Origin of the sequence: Melaminivora sp. (assembly GCF_032059615.1) — a bacterium.
In the GTDB taxonomy this organism is placed as follows: Bacteria; Pseudomonadota; Gammaproteobacteria; order Burkholderiales; family Burkholderiaceae_C; genus Melaminivora.
Window position 1 is genome coordinate 1 of record NZ_DAMCAM010000110.1, and the last position, 2,784, is coordinate 2,784.

At 70.0% G+C, this 2,784-nt stretch carries 3 protein-coding genes; 2 read left to right on the forward strand and 1 reads right to left on the reverse strand.

Annotated features, from left to right (window positions below):
- Together RT051_RS14555 and RT051_RS14560 are read left to right on the forward strand one after the other, a co-directional pair.
- On the forward strand, positions 1–893 hold an 893-nt coding region (locus RT051_RS14555), incomplete at its 5' end, for a branched-chain amino acid ABC transporter permease (RefSeq protein WP_313077841.1).
- Between the two features lie 181 nt (positions 894–1,074).
- The gene (locus RT051_RS14560) at positions 1,075–1,503 is read left to right on the forward strand and encodes an Hsp20/alpha crystallin family protein (RefSeq protein WP_313077845.1); all 429 of its coding nucleotides are present in this window, start codon (positions 1,075–1,077) and stop codon (positions 1,501–1,503) included.
- A gap of 189 nt (positions 1,504–1,692) precedes the next feature.
- Here RT051_RS14560 and RT051_RS14565 read toward each other — a convergent pair whose 3' ends face one another.
- The gene (locus tag RT051_RS14565; protein WP_313077848.1) at positions 1,693–2,778 is read right to left on the reverse strand and encodes a carotenoid 1,2-hydratase; all 1,086 of its coding nucleotides are present in this window, start codon (positions 2,776–2,778) and stop codon (positions 1,693–1,695) included.
- Positions 2,779–2,784 lie beyond the last annotated feature (6 nt).

A 2,784-nucleotide genomic window follows, 5' to 3' on the forward strand; every position in this document is an offset into this window, starting at 1 on the left:
AGCTGCTGTGCTTCGCACTGTTCGCCTCGGCCTTCAACCTGCTGCTGGGCTACACGGGCCTGCTGTCCTTCGGGCACGCGGCCTTCCTGGGCGGCGCGGCCTACGTCACCGGCCACGCCATCAAGGCCTGGGGCGCCACGCCCGAGCTGGGCCTGCTGGCCGGCCTGCTGAGCGGCGCGCTGCTGGGCCTGGTCATGGGCTGGTTCACCATCCGACGCCAGGGTATCTACGCCACCATGATCACGCTGGCTCTCGCGCAGATGCTGTACTTCGCCGCGCTGCAGCTGCCGTTCACCGGCGGCGAGGACGGCCTGCAGGGCGTGCCGCGCGGCAAGCTGTTCGGCGTGATCGACCTGTCCAGCGACCTGACCATGTACTACGTGTGCCTGATCGTCGTGGTCGCCGCCTTCCTGCTGATCGTGCGCACCATCCACTCGCCCTTCGGCCAGGTGCTCAAGGGCATCAAGGAGAACGAGCCGCGCGCCACGTCACTCGGCTACGACGTCAACCGTTTCAAGCTGCTGGCCTTCGTCATCTCGGCCGCCCTGTCGGGCCTGGCCGGGGCGCTCAAGACCGTGGTGCTGGGCTTTGCCACGCTGTCGGACGTGCACTGGAGCGCTTCGGGGCACGTGGTGCTGATGACGCTGGTGGGCGGCATGGGGACGCTCAGCGGCCCGCTGGTCGGCTCGGCCGTGGTGGTGCTGCTGGAGAACAAGATCGGCGAGCTGGGCACCTTCCTGGCGCGCCTCACCAGCGTCGAGTGGTTCAACACCCTGGGCGAGTCGGTCACCATCGTCACCGGCCTGATCTTCGTGGTCTGCGTGCTGGCCTTCCGCCGCGGCATCATGGGCGAGCTGATCGCCTGGCTGGAGCGGCGGCGCACTCCGGGCTGACCCTCTGCGCCCGGCCCCCAACCGCCCGCGCTCCGGGCGGTTTTTTCATGCCTGGCCGACCCTGAAACCGGTGAGCCGCGCAGCCCTTGAATTGGTCATCGCCCAACCCTAGTTGGAGGCATGAGGCCGGTCTGGCGCCGGCCCGAGCCTTGTCAACCCAACGAACGAAGGAGCGATTGCCATGAACGCATTGATTGGCCGTGGTGGCCTGTTCGACGATTTTTTCAAGGACATGAACCCGGGCTTTTACGTCCGCCCGCTGCACGGTGACCCGCTGCCCAGCCCGGGGCAGATGAAGGTGGACGTGCACGAGAACGAGGGCGGCTTCCTGGTGTTGGCCGAGATCCCGGGCGTGCCTAAGGAAGAAATCCATGTCTCGGTGGACGGCAACATCGTCACCCTGCGCGCGGAAGTGCGCCAGCGCGACGAGAAGACCGAGGGCGAGAAGGTGCTGCGCTCCGAGCGCTACTACGGCAGCGTGTCGCGCAGCTTCCAGCTGCCGGCCGATATCGACGCCGACGGCTGCCAGGCCAAGTATGAGCACGGCGTGCTGACGCTGAACCTGCCCAAGAAGCAGGGCGGGCGTGGCCAGCGCCTGGCCATCGAGTAAACCGGCCGCAGCGCCCCGGCAGCAGCCCGGGCGCTGCCTGCCGGGCAGGTGGGCCAACAGCACGGGCTGCCAGCATGCGCAGCCCGTTTTGATGAAAAAACGGTCTCCAGCCCATATGCTTCAAGGGCCTCCAGCTATTGAAAGCGTAGCGTTTGGATGCCGGTGCCGCACTGGCCGGGGGCGCCCCGCTCACCCCAGCCGCAGCCGCTGCGCGTAGCCCGTCATCTCCAGATAGCCCCGGCCCACCGCCTGGCCGCTGGCGTCGCGCAGCTCACACAGCCCTTCCCAGTAGATCGCCCCGGTCGAGCCGCGGCTGTCCAGCTCCTGGTCCGCCAGCAGCGCATGCACGGTGAAGGTGCCCGCAGGCGTGTCCACGCGCCACTCGACGGGGTAGCGCGCGCCGCTCAGGGCGCTCGTCCAGTGCCGCAGCGGCGTGAATGCGACGGCATCGTGCGCGAACACCTGCGGCTGCACGGCCCCCGCTGCGCGCACCGACCCGCCCGCCCACAGTGCGCTGCCGTCCGCCCGGCGCAGGTGAAACGCCGTCAGCGCCCGGCCGTCGTGCAGGTTCATGCCGATCCAGTCCCAGCCCACGGCGTCGGGGTGCAGCAGCGCCTCGCTGCACTCGTGGTCCAGCCAGGCGCGGTTGTCGTGCGCTTCGCCGGGCTCGATGGCCATGCGCCGGCCGCCCAACGCGATGTGGCCGCGCACGCCGAGCTGCGGCTGGCTGTAGTAGTAGCTGGCTTGGCGCTCCTGCGGCCCCTTGCGCGACAGGCCCTGCTCGCCCTGCAGCAGCACCGGCTGCGTGCTGTCGAACGTCAGATCGAGCGCAAAGCCGTCGCCCTCGACCTGCGCGCGGTAGCGGCTGCGGCCGGGCGCATCGAGCGGGCTGCGCACCAAGTGCCAGTCGCGCAGGTGCACCGCCGTATCCGCCTCGGACGCCTCGGCAATGCCGAACCCTGCCCGGGCGATGCGCTGGTCGTGCCGCAGGCGCTGGCCCTGCACATCCGTCAGTGCCGCATGGGCGAATAGCAGCTGCTTGGCGGCAAAGGCCGATTGCAGCGCCTGCGTGGCATCGACGCGCGAGCGGAAGAACGTCACCTGAAAGCCCCACAGCCGGCCGTCCGCGCGCGCGTGGCCGGTGATGTACCACCACTCGGTGCGCAAGTCCGGGTGGCTGCCGTGGTCGCGCGGAAACGCCAGTGGGCGCGCCGGCAGCGCCCAGGCGCGGCCCGGCGCCCAGCCCAGCGCGGCACCCGCCAGCGCGGCGGCCAGCCAGTG